A 24,918-nucleotide genomic window follows, 5' to 3' on the forward strand; every position below is an offset into this window, starting at 1 on the left:
TTTAACTTGAGCGAACGTGCTCAATGGATTTATCTGCACTTGGTTGACGCGGCACACCGCCCAACTCAAGCCCTTGACGCTCAGTAGCGCCGGATTCCCTCAATCGATCAGGCTCTCCAGAGAGAGGGTTCATCCCCTTACGGTAAAGCGCCAAACCGAAGCCTGACCACTTGCAATGTCCTCTATCAGCTCGTCGTTAAACCGCTGTTAGCGGTCTCAAGCAATGCTCATCCTGAGCATCTGTCAATACGTTTGAGCAAAAATCAGCGATCAGTTAGCGGCTTTATGTTGGTTGCTTAGAGACGAGCGACTCGAAGCGAGCCAATAATTATAAATATTTCTGTGCGTTACGCAAGTGCTGTGTGTGGCTGCGCGTGCAATGTCACGCCGCTCAAAGCGTCGTGACCAGAATAACCATCCCCTTAAACGTCATACCCCAGCACCGGTGCCAGCCAGCGTTCCGCCTCAGCTAACGTCATCCCCTTGCGTTGCGCGTAATCGGCGACCTGATCGCGCTGAATACGCCCAACACCAAAATATCGCGCCTCGGGATGGGCAAAATACCAACCCGACACCGCCGCCGTTGGCAACATCGCAAAATTCTCAGTCAAGGTGATCCCAACACGCCGCTCCGGTTCCAGCAGCGTCCAGAGCGTGCCTTTTTCGGTATGATCGGGGCAGGCAGCATAGCCCGGCGCGGGACGAATACCCTGATAGCGTTCAGCGATTAGTTGCGCATTGGTAAGCTGTTCATCAGGCGCATAGCCCCAATAACGGGTACGCACCAGTTGATGCAGCCGCTCGGCGAAGGCTTCGGCCAGCCGATCAGCGAGCGCCTTGAGCATAATCGCGCTGTAATCGTCGTGATCGGCCGCAAAACGGGCTAAATGCGCGTCGATTCCGACCCCAGCCGTGACCGCAAACGCCCCGATCCAATCAGCGCGACCGCTCGCCGCCGGCGCGATGAAATCAGCGAGACAAAAGTTCGGCTGATTACGTCCGGCATCGCGGGGCATCTGCTGGCGCAGGTGGTGCAGCGTCGCCAACGGTTGCGTCCGCGCCGCATCAGCATAGAGCGCCAGATCATCGTCTCCGACCCCATTGGCCGGAAAGAACCCGAACACAGCGCGGGCTTGCAACCAGCGTTCGTCCACTAACTGCGTCAAAAACGCCTGCGCATCGGCATAGAGTTTACGCGCCTCCATGCCGATGACGGCATCGTCGAGAATCTCAGGGAAACGGCTATGCGCCAGCTCCCATGCACGGAAAAACGGCAGCCAATCAATGGTTTGTACCAAATCGGCAAGCGGAAAATCGCTCAAAGTTGCAATCACCGCGCCGCCGCTGTGCTCGACTTCGAGCGACCAGGGCGCAGCATCACGAAAATCAGGATCGAGCAACGCCGGTTGAAGCGGCACTGCGGTCGCCCAGTCGAACGCCAGTCGATTGGCTCGCGCTGCGGCGATGGGCATGGATTGACGCGCCGACGCTTTCCCAGCACGTTCGCGACAAATCCGCGCATACTCATCGGAGATCGTCGCGAGATAGGCCGGGCGCAATTCATCACTCAACAGATTGGACGCTACACCGACCGCACGCGACGCATCTGGTACATAAATCACCGGCGCGGTGCGCTGTGGCGCAATTTTGAGCGCAGTATGCAGTTTTGATGTTGTCGCGCCGCCAATTAACAGCGGAATGTCTAAGCCGACACGCGGCAATTCTTTTGCGACATGCACCATTTCATCGAGCGATGGGGTAATTAACCCAGACAGGCCGATGATATCGACCTGTTCTTCGCGGGCGCGTTGCAAAATGGTTTCGGCTGGAACCATTACGCCGATGTCAATAACATCGTAATTATTACATTGCAACACCACGCCGACGATATTTTTACCAATGTCATGGACATCGCCTTTCACCGTCGCCATCAAAATCCGGCCATTGCTTTTAGCCACATTGCCCGAGGCCAATTTTTCGGCTTCGAGAAATGGCTGCAAATAAGCAACGGCTTTTTTCATCACCCGCGCTGATTTCACCACCTGCGGCAAAAACATCTTGCCTTCGCCGAATAGATCACCGACATAATTCATACCCGCCATCAGCGGCCCTTCAATTACGGCAAGCGGCTGACCGAGTGCGAGGCGAGCTTCTTCAGTGTCTTGATCGATATAATCGGTTAAGCCTTTAACCAGCGCATGTTTTAATCGCGCTTCGACCGGCCAGCTCCGCCATTCTTGCTCCGCGCTACTAATTTCAACACTGCCATCACCTTTATATTTAGGCGCAAGCTCTAATAATCGCTCGGTACTATCGGGGCAGCGATTGAGAATCACATCCTCGACCGCTTCGCGCAAGTCATCGGGCAGATCGGCATAGATGGCTAACTGACCGGCATTGACAATGCCCATATCCATGCCAGCTTTGACCGCGTGATAAAGAAACACGGCATGAATGGCTTCGCGCACCGGATTATTGCCCCGGAACGAGAATGACACATTCGACACGCCGCCCGAAATCAGCGCATGGGGCAGGGTGCTTTTGATTGCGCGGGTTGCTTCGATAAAATCAACCGCATAATTATTATGCTCGTCGATGCCAGTCGCAACGGCAAAGATATTTGGATCAAAAATAATCTCTTCCGCCGGAAACCCAACCTGTTCGGTTAATAATCGATAGGCACGGGTGCAAATCTCAATTTTGCGGGCTTGAGTATCAGCTTGTCCGATTTCATCGAACGCCATGACAATCACCGCCGCGCCATAACGTCGGCAGAGTCGCGCTTGTTCGAGAAATTTCGCCTCGCCTTCTTTGAGCGAAATCGAATTCACAATCGGCTTGCCTTGCACGCATTTTAAGCCAGTTTCGATCACTTCCCATTTTGAGGAATCAATCATCACCGGCACTTTGGCAATATCCGGCTCGGCGGCGACTAAATTCAAAAAGCGATGCATAGCGGCGACGGCATCGAGCAAGCCTTCATCCATATTGATGTCAATGACTTGCGCACCGTTTTCGACCTGCTCTAGCGCGACACTTAATGCGGTGTCGTAATCACCCTCTTGAATCAACTTTTTAAAGCGTGCCGAGCCGGTAACATTGGTGCGCTCGCCGACATTCACGAAAAAGGATTCGGCGCTGATGTTGAGCGGCTCTAATCCCGACAGCCGACAGGCCGGTGCGAGCTGTGGCAGCGGGCGCGGTGCGTACTCGGCGACGGCAGCAGCAATGGCGCGGATGTGATCGGGCGTGGTGCCGCAGCAGCCGCCGACGATATTGAGAAAGCCCGACCGCGCCCAGTCAGCAATTTCGGTCGCCATTTGCTCAGGGCTGAGATCATAGCCGCCGAGTTCGTTCGGCAAGCCGGCGTTGGGATGGGTCGAGACGTGACAGTCGGCGATCCGCGCCAATTCTTCGAGATATTGGCGCAGTTCGTAGGGGCCGAGGGCACAATTGAGGCCAATACTGAGCGGCGCGGCATGGCGCAGTGAGTTGTAAAACGCCTCGGTGGTCTGGCCAGTGAGGGTGCGCCCGGATTGATCGGTGATGGTGCCGGAGAGCAAAATCGGGCGCTCGCAGCCATCTTGGTCAAACACCTGTTTGACGGCAAAAATAGCGGCTTTGGCGTTGAGCGTGTCGAAAATAGTCTCGATCAGGATCAGATCCGCACCGCCCGCGATCAAGCCGCGTGTCGCTTCGGCATAGGACGTGACTAGCGTGTCGAAATCGATATTGCGCTGCCCAGGATCGTTGACATCGGGCGAGATGGACGCGGTGCGATTGGTCGGCCCGAGCACGCCAGCAACAAAGCGCGGTTTTTCTGGCGTGGAATAGGCATCGGCACAGGCCCGCGCCAACTGCGCGGCGGTAACATTGATCTCATAGGCCAGTGCTTCCATGCCGTAATCAGCCATTGAGACCTGTGTCGCATTAAAACTATTGGTCTCGATGATGTCGGCCCCGGCGTCGAGATAGGCGCGATGAATGCTGCCGATCACGTCCGGACGGGTGAGCACCAACAGATCGTTATTGCCTTTGAGATCGCGTGGCCAAGCAGCGAACCGCTCGCCGCGATAATCCGCTTCGGTCAAGCCGTGACGCTGGATCATGGTGCCCATCGCGCCGTCAAGAATCAGAATGGAACGTGCCAAACGTTCGCGGATCAAATCATTACAATCAGTCATAACTCAACTCGGCTCAACTTAACCAGTCGGCACGCCCAACGCGCCAAAGTGCGAAACAATACCACGCGCCCGCGCTGCGGTTACGCGATCCGCGTTGCGTGCAAAGACGGTGAACCGGGCGCTGAAATCGCCGCAAAAACCGCTAAAAACGTGCCCGAAACGTCCGCTCGCGTTATGCTACAACCTAAAAAATAGCCATCTATTTATCCATCCATGACAACGGTGCCCATCGAGGCTCGGGAAATCATCGCACCATGACCACGTCTTCTACATTACGCATGTTTTTTACATCAGCCTCGTTCAAGACCGGCATCGGATTACTGATCGCATGGGGTCTGGTTGGATGCGATAGCCTCTCGCGCTTAACCATGCGCTCGGCGCCCGCCCCGACTGAAACTGTGGTTGAGGAAGCGCCAGCAGTTGCTCCAGAGCCGCTGCCGACAACGGCCGCGCCGCCCGAGGTCGATAACATTGCCGCCGAACTGGAAAAAGAAAGCAAAAACACCAAGCTCTCTAGTCCGCTCTATGAGTGGAAAGGCGACGGGCGCAAGATTACGCGCATTGTCGTCAATACTACGGAACAGAAAGCGCGGTTTTATGCCGGTGATGAGCAGGTCGGCTGGAGCACAGTCGCCACCGGCTTGCCAAAATATCCGACCCCGACCGGACGGTTTCAGGTCAGCGAAAAAGTCGAAAACAAACGCTCCAATCTTTACGGCAAGGTCTACGGCAAGGGCGGGCGCGTGCTGCACTCCAGTGCTAAACGCGGGCGTGATGCCATTCCCGCTGGAGCGCGGTTTGAAGGGGCGCGGATGCCGTTTTTCATGCGCCTGACTGAAGATGGTGTCGGTTTGCACGCTGGCCCGATCCCCAATCCTGGGCAACCGGCCTCACATGGTTGCATTCGGATGCCGAGCAAGCTCGCGCCCGTATTGTTTAAGCATGTTTCGCACGGTACTCCCGTGACTATCGAAGGTAAGGGGCCGAATTACGGCGATTATGTGGCGCGTCAGCGTGCCAACGCGACTCGCCGGGTTGCCGCGCAACGCGCTGCCACCGCTGCGCCCAAATCGCAACCAGCGGCAAAGCCACAACCAACGCCGACGGTTGCAGCCAAGCCGAAGCAGCCGGTGGTCGCGGCGGCGGAATCGCACGCAGTCGCCAAAGCGCCAGCGGTTGTCGCCACGCCGACGCTCGATCCAGCGAACACCCGCGAGACGCGCCTGTTAGAGCCGACCCCTGCGCCCGCTGCGGCTGAGGCGACGGCTAACGCGCCCACGCCGACCGCTGAGGCAGCGCGGGTGCAGCCGTTCGCGCCGCCGGTTCCACCCGCAGCACTCACTCCAACCCCAGCGCCCGCGATGATCAAGCCGGAACCGGCGGCAACTGCGGCACTGCCGCCCGCGCCGGTGATGCCTGTCACCCCGCCGCCCGCTGCACCCAGCGCACCGCAACCTGCGCCGCGCACCGAGAGCATTCCGCTCACGCTGCCGCCGCCGAAGCCAGCGGCAGTCGCACCCGCGCCGACGCCCGCTGCACCACCAGCCGTAGAAATTGTTGAAGCCCCGGCAACGCCGGCCCCGGTGCCGAAGCCGGTTGAAGCCAGCGCACCTGCGCCAGCACCGGCCCCGACGCCAACACCAGCTCCAGCACCGAAACCGGCTGAACCTGCTCCGGCACCGGCTTCGGCACCCGCACCCGCACCCGCTCCATGAACGACGAGTTTCCGCTCGATCCCGACCTCTGCCACCTCAATCACGCCGCTGTTGGCCCCTGGCCAGCGCGGGCGGTGGCAGCGGTCACACAGTTTGCGCAAGACAACGCGCAGCACGGTTCGCGTCACTATCCGGCTTGGCTCGCAGTCGAGCAGCGCGTGCGCGAACGGCTCGCTTGGCTGATCGGAGCCGAGCACGCGGCAGATATCGCACTGGCCAAAAACACCTCAGAAGCACTGTCGGTCATTGCTCACGGATTATCCTGGACAGCGGGTGATTCTATCGTCGGCATCGCGCAGGAATTTCCGTCAAATCGCGTGGTGTGGGAATCGCTCGCGCCACAGGGTGTGACATGGCGGGCGCTCGATCTGACACATGCGACCGATCCAGAAGCCGATCTGATGGCGCTGTGCGATGCGTCAACGCGGATGCTGGCCGTCAGTTGGGTGCAATATGCTTCGGGTATGCGACTCGATTTGGCGCGGCTTGGGGCTTGGTGTCGCGCTCAAAACATTTTGCTATGCGTGGATGCAATTCAAGGACTTGGCGCTGTCCCCTTTGATTTGCGCGAAATTCCCGCCGATTTTGTCGTTGCCGATGGACACAAATGGTTACTTGGCCCCGAAGGGCTGGCGCTGTTTTATGTGCGACCGGCACTGCGCGAACGGCTAACCTTGCGTCAATTTGGTTGGCACATGCTTGCGCACGCGGGCGATTTTGAGCGTACTGACTGGACACCGGCAACCGATGCGCGGCGCTTTGAGTGTGGCAGCCCGAATCTGCTCGGCGCACATGCACTCGACGCTAGTCTCTCGCTGTTTGCGGACACTGGCATGGACACTGTCTGGCAACAGTTGCAAGCCCGCACCGCCTATCTGATCGACTTACTCGACCGGCGCGGCTTTGAATTACTCACCCCGCGTGCAGTAACGCGCCGTGCTGGAATTATTACCTTTCGTGTTCCAGGCGTCGCCGCTGCCCAACTCTATCCCGAACTCATGGCGCGAGGCTTGCTCTGCGCCCAGCGTGGCGGCGGCATTCGCTTCTCACCGCATTTTTATACACCGTTCGAGGTTATTGAGCGGGCGCTGGCGCGGCTTGATGACAGCCTCGCGTGACCGCTGGATGCTGTGGTCGTGCAATCAAAAGGGCCGCACACGGCGAACGTTCAGACCAAAAAGCGATAAACTGATACGGTGTGCGCGTGTGCGCTTGGCTCGACACCAGCGTCGGAACACCGATTGGTTATCACTAAGTTCCGGCACTCTTGAAATAAGCCGATGGGCTTAAACTGCGAGTAATCAGCCGATGAGACCACTGAAATACCGTGTCCGCCCCGGCAATTGGGAAATCGCCGGTGCGACGGTCATGGACGGCGGTGTCAATTTTTGCGTGCTATCGCGCTACGCTGAACGGATGCAATTGCTGCTGTTTGAATGCGCAACTAGCCCGGATCCCTATGAAGTCATTCAGCTTAATCCTCGGGTTAATCGCACCTTCTTTTTCTGGCATATCTTTATTGAGCATTTACCAGAAGGCACTTTTTATAATTGGCGTGCTGATGGTACAGCCGATTTACGCACCACCGGCAGTCGGTTAGCGGTCGAAAAAGCACTGCTTGATCCCTGGGCAACAACCATTAGTGATCGGCTCTGGGATCGCGCCGCCGCCTCACGTCCGGGTGATAACGTCGAAACCGCTATACGCGGTCAAGTGGTGCGCGATGACTATGATTGGGAGGATGATAAACCGCTGTTTATTCCGCTCAGTCAAGCGGTTATTTATGAACTACACGTCGGCGGTTTTACCCGTCATCCCTCATCTGGCGTCGCCCATCCGGGCACCTTTGCCGGTATTATCGAAAAAATCCCCTATCTCCAAGACTTAGGCATTACGCATGTTGAATTGATGCCAGTCATGGCCTTTGATCCGCAAGATGTGCCACCGAATACAGCGCGTCTCGGGCTGGAAAATTATTGGGGCTATAGCACGCATAGCTTTTTTGCCCCACATCCCGGATTTGCCATCGATGCCAGTCATGCGCGTGATGAATTCCGTGACATGATTAAAGCCTTTCATAAAGCTGGCATCGCCGTGATTTTAGATGTGGTGTTTAATCACACGGCTGAAGGTGGCGCTGGCGGGCCAATTATCAGTTTTAAGGCTTTCGGCAACGAGATTTTTTATCACCTTGATTTTGAAGATCGCAGTCAATACCGTGATTATACCGGTTGCGGTAATACCATGAACTGCAATCATCCACTGGTGACGCGGTTTTTAATCGACGCGCTGCTATATTGGACACGACGGATGCATGTTGATGGCTTCCGCTTTGATTTAGCCAGCGCCTTAGCACGCGGTGAAGATGGCAACCCGCAATATCATGCGCCGGTATTATGGGCAATTGAACTCTCGCCGTCACTCAATCGCGCCCATATTATTGCTGAAGCCTGGGATGCGGCGGGCTTATATCAGGTCGGTGATTTTCCTGGCTATCGCTGGACAGAATGGAATGGACGCTATCGTGATGTGATTCGCAGTTTTGTGCGCGGTGATTTTGGATTAGTGCCGGAAGTGGCAACCCGATTAGCTGGATCGAGTGATATGTATGAAGGCCGTAATCGGCTGCCGATGAATTCAATCAATTTTGTTACCTGCCATGATGGTTTTACGCTCTGTGATCTGGTGAGCTATGACCACAAACACAACGAAGCCAATGGCGAGGATAATCGCGACGGTCACGATCACAATTTAAGCTGGAATTGTGGCTATGAAGGGCCGACCGAGAATCCTGATATTCAGCGATTGCGGCGACAACAGGCGCGGAATTTCATCAGCATTCTGATGCTCAGTCAGGGCGTACCGATGTTATTAGCAGGCGATGAGGTCTTTCGCACCAAACGCGGTAATAATAATACCTACTGTCAAAATAATGAATTATCCTGGTCAGATTGGCGATTGCTTGAAACAAACCGCGATATTTTGGAATTTGTCCGCGCCTTGATTGCGCTGCGGCGGCGACATCCGGCGTTAATGCGTGATCGCTTTTTGACCGGCCAGCCTGAATATGGTCAGACATTGCCAGATATTACCTGGCATGGAGTGCGTTTAAATCAGCCGGATTGGGATACGCCAACCAATCGCGTTTTAGCTTTTACATTGGCCGGAAAAATTGAGGATGAGCCGCCCTTGCATGTCATGCTTAATATGGGCAGTGCCGCGTATCGCTTTGAATTGCCGGTCATTAACGGGCGGCACTGGTGTTTGGCGGTTGATACGACGCCTGATGGTGGATTAGTCGTGCCGCCAGAAGCACAGCAGCCATTATTAGGGGATCGGTTTACGCTTAATGCGCATGGAGTGGCGGTGTTGGAAGCGCGAACGGGTTAGAGTGAATGAATATTAACGTGAAACCATTGAAATTTCCGCACGATTTTCTTAATCAATTCATCTGTGGCAATGCCGTAGAGGTGATGCAGCAGCTTCCCGATCAGTCGGTTGATTTAGTGGTGACATCGCCGCCCTATAATCTGAAAAACTCGACCGGCAATGGAATGAAAGATGGGCGCGGTGGCAAATGGTCGAATGCGGCGCTGGTCAAAGGCTATGCGAATTATGACGATAATCTACCGCATGATGCCTATGTTGCGTGGCAACGGGCGTGCTTGACAGAAATGCTGCGGATTATTCCTGAGCATGGCGCGATTTTTTATAATCATAAATGGCGCGTACAAGCTGGTTTATTGCAAGATCGACAAGATATTGTGTCGGGGTTTCCGGTTCGGCAGATTATTATCTGGAAGCGTAAAGGCGGGATTAATTTTAATCCTGGATATTTTTTGCCAACTTATGAAGTAATTTATTTGATTGCGAAACCGCAATTCGAGTTGGTAAAAAAAGCTAATGCCTATACGGATGTGTGGGAATTTTGTCAGGAAAGCAAAAATAAACATCCTGCGCCCTTTCCTGAAGATTTGATTGAGCGGATTATCGCTTCAACCAACGCACAGATTATTCTTGATCCGTTTATGGGGTCAGGAACAACAGCAGTGGTTGCCAAAAAGTTGAATCGTCAGTTTATCGGGATTGATATTTCGCCGGAGTATTGTCGTATGGCGCAAGAACGATTAGAAAATCCAGCTTCGATTTTTAGGTCAAAAAGCAAGAACACCGAAATCGATCAGGTTTCTCTATTTGAATCAATGGAGAACAAATGAAAACTTATACAAAAGAAACCCTAATTGAAGCACTAGTTAATATTCGTGATCGTGGCTGGATTGAGACTCAAAGAAAGAATAATGATGGTGGCGTAGGGAATACGTTAGAAGATCTTTTAGGAATAGAAGAAAATAATCTGCCGATTCCAAATGCCGCTGAATGGGAGCTTAAAGCCCAGAAAAAAGATACTACCTCTTTGATAACGTTGTTTCACATGGAGCCATCGCCACGCGCATATAAATTTGTGCCTTTAATTTTGTTGCCTGAGTTTGGCTGGGCGCATCAAGCGGCAGGTCAACGGTATGAGAAAAGTGAAAAAAGTTTTCGACAGACTATCAATGCTGCAAACTATAGCAATAGAGGTTTCATTATTAAGGTCGATAGAAATGAGAGAAAAATCTTAGTTGATTTTGATTGTCGCCATATTGAAAGCGATGCCCATTCTGAATGGATTAAGTTAGTTTCACAGAAAATTCTTAGCCCAAAACCGTATTGGGGTTTTGATGACTTATACCATAAAGCCGGAACAAAGCTGCATAACTGCTTTTTTGTTTTAGCAGAATCGAAAATAATCAATGGCTTGCTGCATTTTCACTATCAAGACATTTATATGTTAAAGAAATTTGATTTAGAAAAATTTATTGATGCCATTGATAAAGGCCGCATTTATGTTGATTTTGACGCAAGAACCGGACACAATCACGGAACAAAATTTAGATTAAAAAGAGATGCTTTGATTAGTTTGTATGAAGAGGTCAAGAAAATATAAAAACTTTATTTTTTACTTACTTATTTCCTAATTCAAAACCCACAGGTATTCACCATGCAAATCGGCATGATTGGCTTAGGGCGCATGGGCGCAAATATGGTACGGCGCTTGCTCCGCGCTGGGCATCAATGCGTTGTTTATAACCGCAATCCCGCCAAAGCACAGGCGCTGGTCGAGGCCGGAGCCATCGCCATCAGCGATTTAGCCGCATTTCGGGCACAACTCACCGCGCCGCGTCATATCTGGTTGATGGTGCCCGCCGCCGCTGTGAGCGGTGTGATTGAGGAGCTGCTGCCACATCTCGACGCAGATGACACCCTGATCGACGGCGGCAATTCACATTATCAGGACGATCTGCGCCACGCCGAACGTCTGCGCTCGTTCGGTCTGCATCTAGTTGATTGCGGCACCAGCGGCGGTGTTTGGGGACTCGAACGCGGGTATTGCCTGATGATCGGCGGTGAAACGGCGGTTGTCGAACGACTCGATCCGATCTTTGCCGCGCTCGCGCCCGGAGTCGGCAGCATCCCGCGCACCGCTGGACGCGCTGGCCCGCCGAGCCGCGCCGAACAGGGCTATCTACATTGCGGGCCGCATGGCGCGGGGCATTTTGTCAAAATGGTGCATAACGGCATCGAATATGCGCTGATGGGCGCGTATGCTGAGGGATTTAACCTGTTGCGCCATGCCGGAAGCGGGCGCAGTGACCGTGCCCACGACGCCGAAACCGCCCCGCTCGCTCATCCCGAACACTATCAATATGATTTGCCGCTGGCCGATGTCGCCGAATTGTGGCGACGCGGCAGCGTCATCGCGTCGTGGTTGCTCGATCTCACGGCCAATGCGCTCCAAGAGGATGCGCAACTCAGTGCCTTCGGCGGGCGCGTTTCTGACTCCGGCGAAGGCCGTTGGACAGCTCTGGCCGCCATTGAAACCGGCACGCCCGCGCCGCTGCTGACGACGGCGCTCTATGAACGCTTCACTTCACGCGGCGAAGGCGATTTCGCCAACCAACTGCTTTCGGCGATGCGCTACCAGTTTGGCGGACATCACGAACAACCACAGGATTGATGGATATGATGCCAGCCGCGCCGCCGCTGATTCTCGCTTCTACTTCACCCTATCGGCGCGAGCTGCTCGAACGCCTCGGCTTGCCGTTCACCACTGTTGCGCCAGCGGTGGACGAACACCGATTGCCCGACGAACCAGCAGCACAGCTTGTGCAACGGCTGGCTGAAGCCAAAGCCCGCGCTGTCGCCGTGAGCCATCCTGATGCGCTCATCATCGGTTCCGATCAAGTCGCCTGTCTCGATGATGCCATCCTCGGCAAGCCCGGCAATCGCGCCAACGCGCTGGCGCAACTCGAACGCGCTTCGGGGCGCTCGGTGCTGTTTCAAACTGGACTTTGTTTGCTCGATGCCCGCACTGGCCAGGCGCAAACGCTGGTTGAACCCTTCCGTGTTCATTTTCGCCCCCTCAGTCGCGCCCAAATCGTCGGCTATCTCGACCGCGAACGCCCCTACGATTGCGCCGGCAGTTTTAAATCAGAAGGACTCGGAATCGCCCTCTTTGCGCGGCTCGAAGGCGCTGATCCGACGGCGCTCATCGGACTGCCGCTGATTCGGCTCATCGCACTGCTGGAAGCAGCCGGACAGGATCCGCTCGGCAGCAGTTGATCCCTTTTGATCGCCCGCGTGCGCGAACGCCTTGCAAAACGCGAAGGTGTGCGCAAAACTTCAAGTTAAACATCACAGATCCGCGCTAGGATCAAGAAATTTCAAGGGGAATTCTCAGCAATGCGACCACGCGCCCAGAACGCCCGGCTCGTTTGGGCCTTAGCCATTGTCACCAGCCTCCTGCTCATGGCCGGTTGCGCGAGCAACGATCTTGAATCCCGTGATGCAGACGGCGAGCGCCACGCCCAGCGCGATTACGGCGATGCGCGGACATTTCCAGTGCCAACTGAAATTCAAGATAACGTCGATTTCTGGCGGCATGTTTATGGAATTTGGAGCCGCGATGAAGTGGCCATTCATGACAATGAACATCTGGGCGTGATTTATGAAGTCACGCGGATGCCCGGAATTGTGCAAAGCGGTTATAGCCAATCGCAAAGCGCCTGGATTAAAGAACGCGCCGAATACTATCGCGCACGGCTTGCCAGTTTAGAAGAGCGCGTGCGCTATAACCAATCGCTGACAGCGCAAGATAAAGATCTGCTCAAAAAATTCAAGCATGTCGATGGCGTCAATGCGCTCTATGGTGCATCAGATCGCGTGCGTGTACAGCGCGGGGTGCGAGAGAAATTCCGGCGCGGCATGGAAATCAGCGGTCGCTATGACGAGATTTTCCGCGACATCATGCGCCGTCATGGTGTTCCAGAAGATTTAGCCTTTTTGCCGCATGTTGAATCGTCCTTTCAAACCAATGCCCGTTCTAGCGTTGGTGCAGCCGGCATCTGGCAATTCATGCCGACAACGGCGCGGCAATATATGAGCGTCAATGACAAAATTGATGATCGCCTTGATCCTATTTTAGCCGCTGAAGCGGCAGCGCGGTATTTATCTGCCGCATATCGCCGTTTAGGAAGTTGGCCGCTGGCAATTACTTCCTATAATCATGGTCAAGGCGGCATGGCGAATGCTAAATCCCAGCATGGCGATCATATTGGGCGCATTGTTAAGAATTATAAAGGCGCGACCTTTGGTTTTGATTCGCGCAATTTCTATTCCTCATTTATGGCAGCGCGTGAAGTGGCCAGTCATGCCTCGCGCTATTTCCCCGATGGCGTGCGCTATGAACAACCGTGGCGACATGATCGCATCGCTTTAGAGCAGAGTCTGCCCGCTGATTATCTCGCCCAGCATTACGGCACCTCAGCGCGGCGGCTCGCGGAATTAAATCTGCATTGGCGTGATTCGGTTATTAACGGCAAGAGCTTATTGCCAGCCGGAACGACGATCTGGTTGCCAGCCGGCACGACTCGCCGCATTGCCAGCCAGCCACCGCCCTACAGTCGTCCAGTGGCTATTGCGCGGGCTGAACCGCCGCGTGTAGCGGCGACGGCGGTGGCTAAAGCTGTGCCGACGGCCAAACCTACGACCCCAAAAGCTGAACCTGCTGTGAAAACCGTCAACGCACCCAAAAAAGCGCCGGTGGTGGCGAGTGCTGCGAAATCGGACACCACACGGTCAGCTAAACAACCGACGCGCTATCATGTTGTCCAACCGCAAGAGACGCTCTATCGGGTCGCAGTGCAGAACGGCATTTCGGTTGAGCAACTGCGCAAGCTGAACAAAATGCAGCCCGACGATAACAACATTCGCCCCGGTCAAAAGCTCATCGTTGGTTTGTGAGCGCCTACCATCCTATTGAGATGTGCGGTGCATGATGCGCCGCCGCCTCACGTCTGCATCGCAGCTCACACCGCGTCACTCGGCTCCAAATCATTGGCGCAAATTGTGAACTCGATCACAGATTTCGCAGTTGATCGCCGATTTTTTGGCGAAGTTGTGAACACGTTCATTACATGCGCCACACCGAAGCGGTATACATGGCCGACCTGCACTGAGGCCAAACATGCCCCATCATCCACAGCTTTTTAGGCGTTCACGGTGCGCTATGCGTCCCACCATTCCGCGCCCGTTTCAGGTCAATGCTGAGGACTCTGCGATGCCGCTGCGTCTTATCCAACTTTCGGATCTGCATCTGTTCGGCGATCCCAGCGCGACCCTGCTGGGCATCACCACCCGTCAGAGTTTTGAGGCGGTATTGAGCTTGGCGCTGGCCCAGCCCGATCCCCCGCAGGCGCTGATTTTAAGCGGCGATCTGGTGCAAGATGCCAGCGCGGCTGGATACCGTTATCTGCGCGAGCGCCTCAAACGCACCGAGATTCCGCACTATTGCATTGCTGGGAATCACGATCTTCCGGCGTTACTGACCGAACACCTGGGTGCGGCGGGATTAGGCGCAGTTGCACTGCGCCGACTGGCGGGCTGGAACCTGATTTTTCTCGATTCGAGCGCCGCCGAACAGGTCAGCGGCGTTTTGACGCCGACTCAGCTTGAGCAACTCGCCGCACTCTTAGCCGCTGAAACCGCTCCGGCGCTGATTTGTCTGCATCATCATCCACTCAGTATCGGCAGTACGTGGATGGATCAAATCGGCGTTAGCAATGGCGCGGCGCTGCTCGCGTTATGTGAGCGGCATCCGCAAGTCAAGGCGGTGCTGTTTGGGCATGTGCATCAAGCCTTTGCCGAGCAGCGCGGGAGCTGCTGGTTTCTCGGTGCGCCGGCGACCTGTTTTCAATTCAAACCGCGTAGCGTCAACTTTGCCCTTGACGACCAACCGCCCGGCTACCGTGAACTCACGCTCTATCCAGACGGTCAAGTGCGCACGCGCATTGTCCGCTTGAGCGCGTATGCTGAAATCCCGCTGCCGCAGGCCGGTGGATATTGAGTACCAGCTACAGCTACCAGCCATCAGCTTCCAGCAAGACGTTACACAGCCGACAACCCCAACCACATGATCCCATCGCATCCCATGAGTTATATCTTAATTTTGTACTACAGCCGTCACGGTGCCACGGCTGACATGGCGCAACAGGTCGCACGCGGCGTCGAAGCTGCTGGACTCGAAGCCCGCTTGCGCACGGTTCCGGCGGTCTCAGCAGTCTGCGAAGCGACTGAACCGAGCGTCCCCACTAGCGGTGCGCCCTATGTCGAACTCGATGATTTGCGCGATTGCGCTGGGCTGGCGCTGGGCAGTCCGACCCGCTTTGGCAATATGGCGGCGGCGATGAAGTATTTTCTCGATGGCACCAGCGCACTCTGGCTGGCCGGGGCGCTTGCTGGTAAACCGGCTGGGGTTTTTACTTCGACGGCGAGTTTACATGGCGGTCAGGAATCGACCCTGTTGAGCATGATGCTGCCGCTGCTACATCACGGAATGCTGGTGCTAGGTCTGCCCTACAGTGAAACCGATTTACTGCACACACGCAGCGGCGGCACGCCCTATGGCCCGTCGCATGTGGCCGGCAATGACAGCGCGTTGCCGCTCAGTGATGAAGAAAAGCGGCTTTGTCAGGCACTCGGACGACGGTTAGCGACCACTGCCGCGCAATTAGGCACAGCAGTTCATTAACATCGGGAACATCGGGCGGCATGGCGCTCACTCCGAGCGCGACGCCCGGCGCTCGGCCAGTGCCTTGCGGCTCCAAATCCAAACATACTGCGCCCCGCTCACCACCACCGTAAACAAACAACCCCAGATTAAAGCCGTAATCAACTCCTCGGGGAGCGGCAGCCAGCCCGCGTTGAGAATCACCAGCACGACGAGCAAAATTTGCAACGCTGTGTTGATCTTGCTCATCAAAATCGGCGCGGCCTCAACCTCAGCGATGCGATAGTTATAGAGCAACGCGCCGCTGACGATTAACAGATCGCGGAAAATCACCGCCAGCGCCAGCCATAATGGGATGAGATCGTGTGCGCCCAACACCAAAAAACAGCACACCAGCAGCGTTTTATCGGCCAGCGGATCGAGCAGACCGCCGAGGCGACTTTGCCAGCCGTAATGCTTGGCTAAAAAGCCATCGAGACCATCGGAAATCCCCGCCGCTGCAAACAGCACCAACGCCCAGCCAAATTCATGCACCACCAGCAGATAGACCACCGGAATGACGGCAATCAATCGCAAGATGCTGATAATATTCGGAATATCACTGGGTTTAAGGACGCTCATCGACCAATTTCAGCTACTTTTATTGCAGGATGTGCGTAACGCTAACACAACAGTGCCGTCATACTGGGGCTGTATTGAGTAATTCGGTTATTTCACCTAACTGTTTCGCAGCCCCAAAACGCAAACGGCACCGATAGCTTGTGCTATCAGTGCCGTTTTGACCTGCTCTCGACCGGCCGCTCGCCGGGGCGATGGGAACCGTCGAGACGCGGGCGTCTTATTGCCAGCCGAGACCGACTGCGAAGACAACCGCGTGGACGGCGATAGCCAGCACCAGCAGTGCATAGAAAATGGGCATCAGCCAAGTTGACGGATTGACAACCAGCCAGATCTTCCAATCGTCTTCAGGATTACGCGGCTTTGCGACGTTGCTCATTGCATTGACCTCTGTACAGAAGGTTATAAGACTGGTTTACCACCAAGGATTGGCGGCAATCACGAACAGGTGAGCCAGAGCGGCCAGACCGACGAATGCGGTGTAGGTCACTTTGAACTGCTCGTGGAATTCTTTGGCTTGCTGTTCGGTCAGACCGGAAAGACTGGACATGGACTGAGTCTCCATTGTGGGTTTGGCGCTGCTGTTAGAGCTGCTGTTGCTGGTGCCGACAACTTTGGCCGGGTTAGCGACTGGGGCAGCCGGTTTTTTTTGTTCAGCCACTGCGTTGATAACTCCGAAAGAAATACTTTTATGTCTGCTAATGCTTGTTTATCAGCACGCTGTTCACACGCATCAGCGTGTGCACATGGCTCAAGGATTCCGCTGTACGACAGGTGTCATCTTAGCTTGACACCATCTAATGTCAATAGAAATTTACAAAAATTCAGCGAATCCCCAACAGCTTGTGTGTTTGCAGGCTCAAGCGCCAGCGCGGATGCGCGAGACAATAGTCAAGCGCAAGTTGGGTGTGCGCCGCGTGTTGTGGTCCGTCGCAGGGTTGCAGCCAAAACTGCCGAAAATCTAGCGCGGCGAATGATGTCGGATCGAGTCCAGCTTGCGGATAAACCAGCTTGAGTTCATCGCCCGCTGTCACGCGCAGCGGCGCACCCGCTTTGGGGCTGACGCAGATCCAATCAAGCTGCAAATCAGACCGAATCGGGCGGGTGCCGTTGGTCTCGACCGCGACCGTGAAGCCGTGCCGATGCAGCGCGTCAATCAGCGGCGCATCGAGTTGTAGCAGCGGCTCGCCGCCGGTACAGACAACATAAGGTTGACCGCTGGTATCGGCTCCAGCCGTCCACAGTGCCCAGAGTCGGTCTGCTAGGGCGGCGGCGCTGGCATAGCGTCCACCATCGCTGCCATCAGTGCCGCGAAAATCGGTATCGCAGAATGGACACCGTGCGCGGGCACGATCCTGTTCACGACCTGACCAAAGGTTGCAGCCGCTGAAGCGACAAAACACCGCTGCCCGACCGCTCTGTGCACCTTCACCTTGCAGGCTGTAAAAGCATTCTTTGATCCAATAGGCCATAGCGCGTCTATCTGCTTGCATGTAGGTGTAGGCGCTGGCGCTCAGGTCGGCAGCGCCGGGCCGAGTTCCCCCCAACACAGTGCGGCCCCACAGCCGGGGGTTGGGTGTAGGTCGATGCGATCCAGCTCGGGCAGTTCGGCGCCGATGCGCTCGCGGATCCAACGGGTTAGACTCGCGGGATCGGCGCTGGTGAGTCCGTCGAGCGCGTCGAGCGGATGATGATCGAGCCGTTTGTAGAGCGGTTGGAACAGCCGTTTGACATCGCCGTAATCGACTGTCCAGCCGAGCACCTGATCGAGCGGCGCAGTCAGATGCAGGCGCAATAAATAGCTGTGACCATGCAGCCGCCGCCGCGTATCACCCTCGGGCGCGTGCGCCAATCGCAGTGCGGCCTCGAAGTGTTGCTCTTTCCAGATGCGATAGTGCTGGCCGTCGAAATGACAACCGGCTGTCGCCGTCTCGTACACGGTCACCCAAGACAGCGCCGCCAGTTCAGGTTTTAATCGCGTCCAAATCCATCGCGCCAGCAGTTCGCTGGTCGGATTCTCCAATCCGGCGATGTCATTCAAGCAGATCTGATGCAATGCCTCATGCAGCGGTGCCCAGAGCGCGGCGAGGCGGTCGCAATCAAGGCCCATATCCTGCCCAGCGACATCCTGATTGGCATGGACAATAACCTCAAACCCGTGACCGTGCATCCGCCCGCAGGGATGTCCAGCAGGGACATTCGGCAGGCGATGCGCGGATTCAAAGCGAAAGCGCCGCCAGAGATGAATCTGCTCTTGACCATCCAGATCTGCGCCCTGATCGCGGGTGCTCTGAATGCCGATGGAGGCAATGCCGGGCACGGCAAGCCGCTCGCGTACCCAGCGGGCGAGGTTTTCATCCGTCGGGATCGGCAACAGCGTGTTGAGGTCTTGATAATCCAGCGGCGCGATGCACGCGGCGAGCGCCTCGCGGAGCGCGTCGGTTTCAGCGCCGGCAAAGCTGGCCCAGTCAGCGGGCAGTGCGGCCCGGACTCGCGCCACAAAGCCGTGTCCATGTCGCCGCCGACCGCGATGGCCGTCGGGCAGACTGGCGACCTGACGCGCTGCTTCAAAGGGAACAGCGGCGAGATAAAATAAGTGCGTATTCATGATGTTAGCTATCACAGATCGGTTTCATATCGCGCCAGCAGCGGATCGACGACCCCCGCTTCAGCGAAACCTTTAGCCCGCAGTTGACACGAATCGCACGCGCCGCACGGCTGACCGATGGGGCCAGGGTCATAGCAACTGCTGGTGAGCGCATAATCGACGCCGAGTGCCAGCCCGTTGCGGATGATTTCGGCCTTGCTCATCTCGATCAATGGGGCATGAATCCGATAACGCTGCCGTCCTTCAACACCGGCAGCAGTGGCGAGATTGGCCAGCGTCTCAAACGCGGCGATATAGTCCGGGCGACAGTCAGGATACCCGGAATAATCGAGCGCATTGACCCCAATGAACAGATCGGCGGCATCCAGCACTTCCGCCCACGCCAGCGCAAAAGACAAAAAAACGGTATTCCGCGCCGGAACATAGGTAATCGGAATCGCTGCTGACGCGGTGGAAAGCTCGGATAACTCGCGCCCTTTTGGTACCGCAAGCTCGGCGGTCAGCGCCGAACCACCGAACCGCCGCAGATCGATCTCGGCAATCACATGCTCGGCCACGCCCAGCGCGGCAGCGACGCGAGCGGCGGCCTCTAGTTCGACCGCGTGCCGCTGACCATAGCGAAACGATAGCGCATAGGGTGTAAATCCCTGAGCACGAGCGAGGGCGAGCACGGTAGTCGAATCCAGCCCGCCGCTTAACAGCACCACTGCTGGCTTCATTGTTCTACCCCCGACACAGATAGCAACGTAGCGTTCCGTGATGGATTCGGCGACACTGTGGCGACTGCTCTCTTTTTCGTACTGGTACAAGACTGATGCAGGAACATCGAATCACACTCTGGGATCTGCCGACTCGTTTGGTTCATTGGTTGCTGGTGGTGCTGGTGGCGCTGGCATTTCTTACCGGCTTGACCGGCGGCGCGTGGATCGACTGGCATGGCTGGATCGGATTGGCCATTTTGGGGCTGCTCGTATTTCGTCTCGTCTGGGGCGTCGTCGGTTCGACCTATGCACGCTTTAGTCAATTTGTGCGCGGCCCACAGACGATTCTGAGCTATCTGCGCGGACGCTGGCACGGCATGGGGCATAATCCGCTCGGCGCACTGTCGGTGCTGGCGCTCTTGGGGTTGCTGCTGTTGCAAAGCCTGAGCGGACTGTTTGCGACCGATGATATTGCGTTTGCCGGGCCGCTCAAATCATGGGTCTCCAGTGAGACCAGCCTGTGGCTCAGTGGGCTGCATCGCCAGGCAATCTGGCTGCTTGGCGGCATGATCGTCCTGCATGTGTTGGCGACCCTGTTTTATACCTGGGTGCGCCGTGACAATCTGCTCCGCCCGATGCTCGTCGGCTACAAGCTCACCCGCGAGCCACTGGCCTATTCAGCGCGTGGCGGCGGGCCGCTGGCGCTGTTGCTGGCGTTGGTCATCGCTGCCGGAGCGGTCTGGATCGCGCAGGGCGGATTGCTACCACCCCCTCCACCGCCCCCGCCTGCCGAGAGCGTGCCGGATTGGTGAGCGTGATAAATTGGAATTTCACCGTGACGGATTTGGCCTCGGTTCATGCTTGGCTTATCCGTCCACTAAACCGTTAATATAACACCCACTCTCTTTAATCCAAGTTTCGTAGCGACCTGACTGCGGATGCCCGTTTTTTCTATCAAACATTGAGATATACAAAACTGATGATTGCTCAATGCTTTGGCGGCATCGCTGTGACTGATTGAAGTGGTCGCACGGCGCACGAGCGTGGCATACTGCGTCGGATTGAGCGTTCGCAGATTCCAGTTTTTGATTGAGGAGACATAGACATGCGCATCATCCTGCTCGGTGGCCCGGGCGCGGGTAAAGGTACTCAGGCCGGTTTTATCAAGGCGCACTTCAACATCCCGCAGATCTCGACCGGCGACATGCTACGCGCCCACGTCAAGCAAGGCACTGAGCTGGGTCTAGCCGCAAAAAAGATCATGGATGAAGGCGGACTGGTCTCCGATGACATCATCATCGGTATGGTCAAGGCGCGGATTACCGAAGCTGATTGCGCCAACGGCTTCCTGTTCGACGGTTTTCCGCGCACGCTCGCGCAGGCCGATGCGCTCAAAGATGCCGGTATTCATATCGACGCAGTGGTCGAAATCGACGTGCCCGATGCCGAGATTATCCAGCGCATGTCTGGGCGGCGGGTGCATCTAACTTCGGGTCGTACCTATCATGTCGTGTTCAATCCGCCCAAAGTTGCGGGCGTCGATGACGAGACCGGCGAGCCACTGATTCAGCGCGACGATGACCGCGAAGAAACCGTTACAGCACGGCTTCAGGTCTACCACGATCAAACCGAGCCGCTGATTGGTTATTACTCAGCTTGGGCCGCGCAGGGCGGGGAAGGCGCACCGCGTTACCTCAAAATTCACGGCATCGGGCAGGTGGAAGCGATTCGTGACCAGATTATCAACGGACTGACCGCACTCTAAGCAGATTCGCGCTCAGGATCAAAGGTCACGAAGCTGGAGCTTCGTGACCAAAAAAGCCAGAAGCCGTCAGCCGCCACTCCGCCGCCGACTCGAACGCAGGGTCGGCAATTCCGACGCACGCTGACGCGGTGCGGGTGCGTGCCGGAAAAACTCCAGTGCCCCGACAATCAAGCACGTCAGCGACACCCCAAGCGCCAGCGCCGAATATACCGCCATGTGCAACATTCCCGCCTGCACCTGCGGCCAATTATTCAGCCGCACCCGCACCATCTCCGGCGTCACAAAATACGCCAGCCCTTCCGCACCGAGCGCCGTAAGCGAGTTGCGCGTCAAGTGATTGGCGAGCGGCTCATTGTCGAGCAGAATCTGAAACTGATTGCTCGTTTGCTCCAATGGCAGCGCCAGTTGCTGCGGCGTCCACCAAATCTGCGTCTCGCCCCAGATGGCGCGACCATAGTCGATACCAAACTGTGTTCCAGCAATCGGGGTGCCGACCAACCCGATAATCAACAGTAAATTCATCTTGCGTTTCATCAGTCTTGCGCCACACGCCGCTCCACATCAAACCGTCAACCAGTCAAACACCGCCAGACCCCCAGCGGCGCGATTACTTCAGGATTCGGTACAATAGTCCACTTTTTTGCTTACGCATGGAACCATCAATGGCGAAATATCACCTCTACGGCATCGGCAATGCGTTAGTTGACATGGACTATTCAGTCACGTTCGAGGATCTCAACCAGCTCGGCATCGACAAGGGCGTGATGACGCTGGTTGATGAACACCAACAGTTGAGCCTGATGCGGCATTTGCAGGAGCATCCGCATCAGCGTGCCTCGGGCGGCTCGGCGGCTAACTCGATCATCGCTTTGAGTCAGTTTGGCGGCAAAAGCTTTTATTCCTGCAAGGTCGCCGATGACGATCTCGGACATTTTTATATGCAGGATTTGATCGAGGGCGGCGTTGACACCAATCATCACACCGAAAAAGACCCAGGCCACACCGGACGTTGCTTGGTGCTGGTGACGCCCGATAGCGACCGGACAATGTGTACATTTCTCGGCGTCAGCGGCAATCTCTCGACTACGGAGCTGGTCATCGAAGCGTTGTGCGACTCGGATTGGTTTTACACCGAAGGCTATCTGGTCACCTCGGACACGGCGCGGGCGGCGTCGATAGCAGCCAAGCGCATCGCCGAGAGCGCCGGGGTCAAAACAGCGATCTCGCTGTCAGATCCGAATATGGTCAAATTCTTCAAGGCGGGACTGTTGGAGATGATCGGCTCCGGCGTCGATCTGCTGTTTGCCAATGAATTTGAGGCGATGGGCATGGCCGGTTCCGACGATCTACAGCAGGCCGTCGATTATCTCAAAACCCTCGCCCGCCAGTTCGCTATCACCCGTGGCCCAGAGGGGGCGCTCGTCTGGGATGGTCAAGCCCTGATTGAGATTGCGCCGGTTCAGGTCGAAGCGGTGGATACCGTTGGTGCGGGCGATATGTTCGCCGGTGCGTTTCTCTATGGACTCAGCCAGGGTTGGAGTCATCAACGCGCTGGGAAGCTCGCTGCTGCCGCCGCTGCTCAGTTAGTCACGGCACTCGGGCCGCGCATGACCGCAGCGGCAACACGCGCCATTCTCGACCGCGTGTAGTTGATTCGGCGCGGCGCGAGCGGACGACGTGATTAAACTGCGATGCACTCGACAGATTATCCAGTCAAATCAAGTTAGCATTTCAGTCAAATATTACCATCCCGCGCACCGCCGCCCGCGTCGCTCATCTGAGGCGTGTGCGTGACAGGAGGACGCCCATGCTCAGTTTTGATGCCCCGTCGCGCCCCTCGGCCTTGACCATCCGCGCATACACGCGCCCGCGTTTTGATACAGATCTCGACGCGCTCCGCGATTGGCTGGATGGCCTCAAAATACGCGGTGTGCGGCACGCTGGCCCAACGCTGGTTGTCACGCTCGAAAATCTGCGCAAAACCGATCTCACGGCGAGTCGGCGAATCGCAATTCTGTCGCTCTTAAAAACTCCGCTGCTCAAGACCTGCGCTGGATTGCCGAAGCCGCGTGTTGCCGATCCGAGCGCCGGTGTGACGATGGAGCAACGGCTGTTGCGGCTGATGTTCGTCAACCTCGATCAGGCGCTGCATCAGCTCGATAAATCGCATCCGCTGCCCAATGCGCGTCAACACCAGCAGCGGCTGTGGTTGATCCGCAATCTGTTGCGTTTCGCTGGGCGGCAACTGCGCTATGCGTTGCAGTGGCAGACGCCGTTGGCGGCGGGAACCTGGCGCGATCTGCACGAATTGTATGGGTATCTGACGCAGCGCCGCCCGAATGCGCTCTGGGATCTGGACGCGCCAGCACCGCCAGCCGCTGATTTTGAGTACGAAGCTGAGTACAAAATGCTCTTGTTGCTCGGCTTGGCCGCGACCGTGCAACCGACGACGGCACGACGGGCGGCGTGGCAGGACAATCTGCCCGTGTGGGCGGCGCAGACGCGGCTTGAAGACCCGCATAATCGACTCGGACGGTTGCGGGTATGGGTGGTTGAGGTGGCTGCTGATGGGCCGCCGCGTCAGTTAGCAGGCAGTCTCGATCTGCCGTTTCGCGGCTGGGTGCTGGAGCCGCCCTATCCCTATCTCCATCAACTCGATGATGGCCCCTTTGGTTTAAATAACGGAAGCGGCCAAGCATTCGAACTTGCATTAGACATGCGCTAAATCGCGGTCTGTTTGGCGGCACGGAGCGACCACGCCGTGAGGCGTCGTCCGTTACGCGGCCCGTCAGGGCAGAGCCTCACGGCTCCGCCGTGCGCTCTCCCTCCCCGTCCCAAAAGACGGGGTTTTTCGCGCAAGACTGATGATCTTAATAACCGCCTTTGCGCTTCACGGCGGGCAGTCCAGCGATCTTGGTGCCCTGCTTGGTAGGCGCAAGCGGGAAGAGCTGATACAGATCTTTACTAGTGGGCTTGGTGCCCCACATCTTGCCCATGTCCTTGAGCAATACGCGCTCCATCGGCTGATTCTGACCGTTGTTGATGTATTCATCACGCAGATAGTTGATGACATCCCAGTGCTTGTCAGTCAGCTCGATGCCCTCGATCTCGGCGAGCTTGCGTGCGACCGCTTCGTCCCAATCGGCGTGATTGTCCAGATAACCAGTATCAGTTGTGGCGATGGTGCGGCCGTTGACCTCGATGGCCATGTGATCATCC

The 24,918-nt window shown here is 56.3% G+C and carries 23 protein-coding genes; 14 read left to right on the forward strand and 9 right to left on the reverse strand.

The window, feature by feature from the left end; genetic code table 11:
• Positions 1–422 precede the first annotated feature (422 nt).
• Positions 423–4,184: a methionine synthase gene (gene metH, locus BLW10_RS03855; RefSeq protein WP_091332483.1), complete on the reverse strand. Its 3,762-nt coding sequence runs from the start codon at positions 4,182–4,184 to the stop codon at positions 423–425.
• A 254-nt stretch (positions 4,185–4,438) separates the two neighbouring features.
• Here metH and BLW10_RS03860 point away from each other — a divergent pair, with 254 nt between their 5' ends.
• From BLW10_RS03860 to wrbA, 10 genes are all read left to right on the forward strand, one after another.
• Complete coding sequence (locus tag BLW10_RS03860; protein ID WP_091332484.1) at positions 4,439–5,899, forward strand: L,D-transpeptidase; 1,461 nt, start codon at positions 4,439–4,441, stop codon at positions 5,897–5,899.
• Positions 5,896–7,017: an aminotransferase class V-fold PLP-dependent enzyme gene (locus BLW10_RS03865; RefSeq protein WP_091332485.1), complete on the forward strand. Its 1,122-nt coding sequence runs from the start codon at positions 5,896–5,898 to the stop codon at positions 7,015–7,017. The genes BLW10_RS03860 and BLW10_RS03865 overlap by 4 nt, the downstream gene beginning before the upstream one ends.
• A gap of 190 nt (positions 7,018–7,207) precedes the next feature.
• Positions 7,208–9,289: a glycogen debranching protein GlgX gene (gene glgX / locus BLW10_RS03870; protein ID WP_091332486.1), complete on the forward strand. Its 2,082-nt coding sequence runs from the start codon at positions 7,208–7,210 to the stop codon at positions 9,287–9,289.
• Between the two features lie 17 nt (positions 9,290–9,306).
• On the forward strand, positions 9,307–10,116 hold the full coding sequence (locus BLW10_RS03875; RefSeq protein WP_218139689.1) for a DNA-methyltransferase: 810 nt from the start codon (positions 9,307–9,309) through the stop codon (positions 10,114–10,116).
• Positions 10,113–10,886: an MvaI/BcnI family restriction endonuclease gene (locus BLW10_RS03880; RefSeq protein ID WP_091332488.1), complete on the forward strand. Its 774-nt coding sequence runs from the start codon at positions 10,113–10,115 to the stop codon at positions 10,884–10,886. Before BLW10_RS03875 ends, BLW10_RS03880 begins: the two co-directional genes overlap by 4 nt.
• Positions 10,887–10,940: 54 nt before the next feature.
• Positions 10,941–11,957, forward strand: a complete 1,017-nt coding sequence (gnd, locus tag BLW10_RS03885; RefSeq protein WP_091332489.1) for a phosphogluconate dehydrogenase (NAD(+)-dependent, decarboxylating) — start codon at positions 10,941–10,943, stop codon at positions 11,955–11,957.
• A gap of 5 nt (positions 11,958–11,962) precedes the next feature.
• Positions 11,963–12,562: a Maf family protein gene (locus tag BLW10_RS03890; RefSeq protein WP_091332490.1), complete on the forward strand. Its 600-nt coding sequence runs from the start codon at positions 11,963–11,965 to the stop codon at positions 12,560–12,562.
• A 120-nt stretch (positions 12,563–12,682) separates the two neighbouring features.
• Positions 12,683–14,242 (forward strand): LysM peptidoglycan-binding domain-containing protein, encoded by a 1,560-nt coding sequence (locus BLW10_RS03895; RefSeq protein WP_091332491.1) that lies wholly within the window; start codon positions 12,683–12,685, stop codon positions 14,240–14,242.
• Between the two features lie 265 nt (positions 14,243–14,507).
• Positions 14,508–15,344, forward strand: coding sequence for a metallophosphoesterase (locus BLW10_RS03900; protein ID WP_245709074.1), 837 nt, complete (start codon positions 14,508–14,510; stop codon positions 15,342–15,344).
• Between the two features lie 84 nt (positions 15,345–15,428).
• Entirely contained in the window at positions 15,429–16,028 is a 600-nt protein-coding gene (gene wrbA / locus BLW10_RS03905; RefSeq protein ID WP_091332492.1) for an NAD(P)H:quinone oxidoreductase, read from the forward strand.
• Positions 16,029–16,055: 27 nt separating this feature from the next.
• Here wrbA and BLW10_RS03910 read toward each other — a convergent pair whose 3' ends face one another.
• From BLW10_RS03910 to queC, 6 genes are all read right to left on the reverse strand, one after another.
• Complete coding sequence (locus BLW10_RS03910; protein WP_091332493.1) at positions 16,056–16,628, reverse strand: CDP-alcohol phosphatidyltransferase family protein; 573 nt, start codon at positions 16,626–16,628, stop codon at positions 16,056–16,058.
• Positions 16,629–16,845: 217 nt separating this feature from the next.
• The gene (gene pufA / locus BLW10_RS03915) at positions 16,846–17,004 is read right to left on the reverse strand and encodes a light-harvesting antenna LH1, alpha subunit (RefSeq protein ID WP_091332494.1); all 159 of its coding nucleotides are present in this window, start codon (positions 17,002–17,004) and stop codon (positions 16,846–16,848) included.
• 36 nt (positions 17,005–17,040) lie between these two features.
• Positions 17,041–17,175 (reverse strand): light-harvesting antenna LH1, beta subunit, encoded by a 135-nt coding sequence (gene pufB / locus BLW10_RS03920; RefSeq protein WP_245709075.1) that lies wholly within the window; start codon positions 17,173–17,175, stop codon positions 17,041–17,043.
• A 274-nt stretch (positions 17,176–17,449) separates the two neighbouring features.
• A complete protein-coding gene (gene queE, locus BLW10_RS03925) occupies positions 17,450–18,097 on the reverse strand; it encodes a 7-carboxy-7-deazaguanine synthase (RefSeq protein ID WP_091332495.1) in 648 nt (215 codons plus the stop codon).
• A gap of 41 nt (positions 18,098–18,138) precedes the next feature.
• Positions 18,139–19,233, reverse strand: a complete 1,095-nt coding sequence (locus BLW10_RS03930) for a 6-carboxytetrahydropterin synthase (RefSeq protein ID WP_091332496.1) — start codon at positions 19,231–19,233, stop codon at positions 18,139–18,141.
• Between the two features lie 11 nt (positions 19,234–19,244).
• Positions 19,245–19,952, reverse strand: a complete 708-nt coding sequence (gene queC / locus BLW10_RS03935; RefSeq protein ID WP_091332497.1) for a 7-cyano-7-deazaguanine synthase QueC — start codon at positions 19,950–19,952, stop codon at positions 19,245–19,247.
• 95 nt (positions 19,953–20,047) lie between these two features.
• Between queC and BLW10_RS03940 the strand changes: the two genes are divergently transcribed.
• Together BLW10_RS03940 and adk are read left to right on the forward strand one after the other, a co-directional pair.
• Positions 20,048–20,746, forward strand: coding sequence for a cytochrome b/b6 domain-containing protein (locus BLW10_RS03940; RefSeq protein ID WP_091332498.1), 699 nt, complete (start codon positions 20,048–20,050; stop codon positions 20,744–20,746).
• 293 nt (positions 20,747–21,039) lie between these two features.
• Positions 21,040–21,699: an adenylate kinase gene (adk, locus tag BLW10_RS03945; protein WP_091332499.1), complete on the forward strand. Its 660-nt coding sequence runs from the start codon at positions 21,040–21,042 to the stop codon at positions 21,697–21,699.
• A gap of 66 nt (positions 21,700–21,765) precedes the next feature.
• Here adk and BLW10_RS03950 read toward each other — a convergent pair whose 3' ends face one another.
• On the reverse strand, positions 21,766–22,233 hold the full coding sequence (locus tag BLW10_RS03950; protein WP_091332500.1) for a hypothetical protein: 468 nt from the start codon (positions 22,231–22,233) through the stop codon (positions 21,766–21,768).
• A 128-nt stretch (positions 22,234–22,361) separates the two neighbouring features.
• Between BLW10_RS03950 and BLW10_RS03955 the strand changes: the two genes are divergently transcribed.
• Both BLW10_RS03955 and BLW10_RS03960 read left to right on the forward strand, forming a co-directional pair.
• Positions 22,362–23,348, forward strand: a complete 987-nt coding sequence (locus BLW10_RS03955) for an adenosine kinase (protein WP_091332501.1) — start codon at positions 22,362–22,364, stop codon at positions 23,346–23,348.
• Positions 23,349–23,506: 158 nt separating this feature from the next.
• Complete coding sequence (locus tag BLW10_RS03960) at positions 23,507–24,424, forward strand: hypothetical protein (RefSeq protein WP_091332502.1); 918 nt, start codon at positions 23,507–23,509, stop codon at positions 24,422–24,424.
• Between the two features lie 145 nt (positions 24,425–24,569).
• Here the strand turns inward: BLW10_RS03960 and BLW10_RS03965 are convergent, their stop codons facing one another.
• Positions 24,570–24,908: a TusE/DsrC/DsvC family sulfur relay protein gene (locus BLW10_RS03965; RefSeq protein WP_091332503.1), complete on the reverse strand. Its 339-nt coding sequence runs from the start codon at positions 24,906–24,908 to the stop codon at positions 24,570–24,572.
• Between the last annotated feature and the right edge of the window lie 10 nt (positions 24,909–24,918).

This window comes from Allochromatium warmingii (genome assembly GCF_900107145.1).
Lineage (GTDB): Bacteria > Pseudomonadota > Gammaproteobacteria > Chromatiales > Chromatiaceae > Thermochromatium > Thermochromatium warmingii.

Coding starts and splice junctions, on each gene's coding strand:
- pufB (WP_245709075.1), bottom strand. CDS start 17,175: ATGTCCAGTCTTTCCGGTCTGACCGAACAGCAAGCCAAAGAATTCCAC.
- wrbA (WP_091332492.1), top strand. CDS start 15,429: ATGAGTTATATCTTAATTTTGTACTACAGCCGTCACGGTGCCACGGCT.
- pufA (WP_091332494.1), bottom strand. CDS start 17,004: ATGAGCAACGTCGCAAAGCCGCGTAATCCTGAAGACGATTGGAAGATC.
- BLW10_RS03890 (WP_091332490.1), top strand. CDS start 11,963: ATGATGCCAGCCGCGCCGCCGCTGATTCTCGCTTCTACTTCACCCTAT.
- gnd (WP_091332489.1), top strand. CDS start 10,941: ATGCAAATCGGCATGATTGGCTTAGGGCGCATGGGCGCAAATATGGTA.
- glgX (WP_091332486.1), top strand. CDS start 7,208: ATGAGACCACTGAAATACCGTGTCCGCCCCGGCAATTGGGAAATCGCC.
- BLW10_RS03960 (WP_091332502.1), top strand. CDS start 23,507: ATGCTCAGTTTTGATGCCCCGTCGCGCCCCTCGGCCTTGACCATCCGC.
- queE (WP_091332495.1), bottom strand. CDS start 18,097: ATGGCCTATTGGATCAAAGAATGCTTTTACAGCCTGCAAGGTGAAGGT.
- queC (WP_091332497.1), bottom strand. CDS start 19,952: ATGAAGCCAGCAGTGGTGCTGTTAAGCGGCGGGCTGGATTCGACTACC.
- BLW10_RS03955 (WP_091332501.1), top strand. CDS start 22,362: ATGGCGAAATATCACCTCTACGGCATCGGCAATGCGTTAGTTGACATG.
- BLW10_RS03880 (WP_091332488.1), top strand. CDS start 10,113: ATGAAAACTTATACAAAAGAAACCCTAATTGAAGCACTAGTTAATATT.
- BLW10_RS03865 (WP_091332485.1), top strand. CDS start 5,896: ATGAACGACGAGTTTCCGCTCGATCCCGACCTCTGCCACCTCAATCAC.
- BLW10_RS03965 (WP_091332503.1), bottom strand. CDS start 24,908: ATGGCCATCGAGGTCAACGGCCGCACCATCGCCACAACTGATACTGGT.
- BLW10_RS03910 (WP_091332493.1), bottom strand. CDS start 16,628: ATGAGCGTCCTTAAACCCAGTGATATTCCGAATATTATCAGCATCTTG.
- metH (WP_091332483.1), bottom strand. CDS start 4,184: ATGACTGATTGTAATGATTTGATCCGCGAACGTTTGGCACGTTCCATT.
- BLW10_RS03930 (WP_091332496.1), bottom strand. CDS start 19,233: ATGAATACGCACTTATTTTATCTCGCCGCTGTTCCCTTTGAAGCAGCG.
- BLW10_RS03900 (WP_245709074.1), top strand. CDS start 14,508: ATGCGTCCCACCATTCCGCGCCCGTTTCAGGTCAATGCTGAGGACTCT.
- BLW10_RS03940 (WP_091332498.1), top strand. CDS start 20,048: ATGCAGGAACATCGAATCACACTCTGGGATCTGCCGACTCGTTTGGTT.
- BLW10_RS03950 (WP_091332500.1), bottom strand. CDS start 22,233: ATGAAACGCAAGATGAATTTACTGTTGATTATCGGGTTGGTCGGCACC.
- adk (WP_091332499.1), top strand. CDS start 21,040: ATGCGCATCATCCTGCTCGGTGGCCCGGGCGCGGGTAAAGGTACTCAG.
- BLW10_RS03895 (WP_091332491.1), top strand. CDS start 12,683: ATGCGACCACGCGCCCAGAACGCCCGGCTCGTTTGGGCCTTAGCCATT.
- BLW10_RS03860 (WP_091332484.1), top strand. CDS start 4,439: ATGACCACGTCTTCTACATTACGCATGTTTTTTACATCAGCCTCGTTC.